Here is a 1,114-nt window from a genome sequence, read left to right as displayed (position 1 = left end):
GACGACGAGGCCCTTGCTTCCCCGTTCGTCAAATGCCTCCTGCGGCTCATTCGTACTCAGGATTCTTTCGGCTTATGGGAAGGCCATTCGGATGCCGAGCTGCTGGCCGAGTTCATCATCACCAAGCAACAGCAACGTGCGGTACCCTTTGGCGGCGATCCCGATCCTGACGCGCTGTGGAGGCTCGACATGTTTTACACCGCCGTAGCGCTTGCGATCGAGGAGCGCTCCGGCGTGTCGACGTCGCCGACAATAGAAATGAAACCCGTGGGGGCTTCCGGCGGTTGGGCGTTCTGTCGAGACGTCCACCGGTTCGGCTTCGAGACTTTCCGCAAACTTGCTGAGGCCGGTACGAAACTGGTCGACGATGCGACTGCAGCCATTGAAGCCTAGCCCGAGATGGAGCGCATCAAGAAACCATTGTTCCAGGAAGGATCTATGTCAGACCTAGATAGGATGAGGAAAAAAGTCTGAAAGCTCCAGTTGCGTGCAGCTATTGCCAAGATGGCATTGCAGGACCTCGTCGAGGGTCTGCCGGGCAAGTGGGCCGACATACAGGAAGTCGCCGAGAAAACCCAAGCCGTTTATGCCGAGTTGGATGTTGCCAAGAGAGAACTCGCTTCAATGAAGAATTTAGGATGATGCGCACATTCACCACCCGTGACGGCTCCATTTGGATGCCGTCGTACCTGACCTCCATCGATAGCAAGACCTGCATCGGCTGCTGCCGTTGTTTCAAGGTCTGCTCGCGCGATGTCATGCATCTTCACGGCGTTGATGATGCGGGTGAAATCCTCGGCCCCTGCGATGACGAGGACGACGATTTCGACGGCAAGCTCAATCGCATGATCATGGTTGTCGATGATGCCGGCCGCTGCATCGGCTGCGGAGCCTGCGGCCGCGTCTGCCCCAAGAACTGCCAGACGCATGTTGCGGCCGACGAGCTCGCAACATGATCTGGCGAAAACCAGGAGAACGGCGTGCACTTCATCTTTTTGTCGGCTCGTGGGGCTGGTCCTGTGCAGCAATGCGTCGATGGTTTACTTCGCTTTGGATTCGCTCCGTGTGGCAGTCGTCACGACGCTGGCCTGTTCGCTGCTGCTTCAGGCCGGCT

4 protein-coding genes are annotated in these 1,114 nt (G+C 57.7%); all 4 read left to right on the top strand.

Features of this window, described 5'->3' with window-relative positions; translation table 11 throughout:
- Positions 1–393: DUF269 domain-containing protein (locus tag EOB59_RS34860; protein ID WP_127259213.1), on the top strand; the 393-nt coding region annotated here is incomplete at its 5' end.
- Between the two features lie 90 nt (positions 394–483).
- Positions 484–642, top strand: a complete 159-nt coding sequence (locus EOB59_RS34855) for a CCE_0567 family metalloprotein (RefSeq protein ID WP_224571204.1) — start codon at positions 484–486, stop codon at positions 640–642.
- Complete coding sequence (fdxB, locus tag EOB59_RS34850; protein ID WP_174800308.1) at positions 639–956, top strand: ferredoxin III, nif-specific; 318 nt, start codon at positions 639–641, stop codon at positions 954–956. Before EOB59_RS34855 ends, fdxB begins: the two co-directional genes overlap by 4 nt.
- Positions 862–1,114: exopolysaccharide production repressor protein (locus tag EOB59_RS37385; protein ID WP_348639557.1), on the top strand; the 253-nt coding region annotated here is incomplete at its 3' end. The genes fdxB and EOB59_RS37385, both read left to right, overlap by 95 nt.

Origin of the sequence: Mesorhizobium sp. M7A.F.Ca.MR.176.00.0.0 (assembly GCF_004023165.1) — a bacterium.
Classification (GTDB): domain Bacteria; phylum Pseudomonadota; class Alphaproteobacteria; order Rhizobiales; family Rhizobiaceae; genus Mesorhizobium.
The sequence above is the reverse complement of the archived record's forward strand: the minus strand, read 5'-3'. Positions and strand labels throughout refer to the sequence as shown.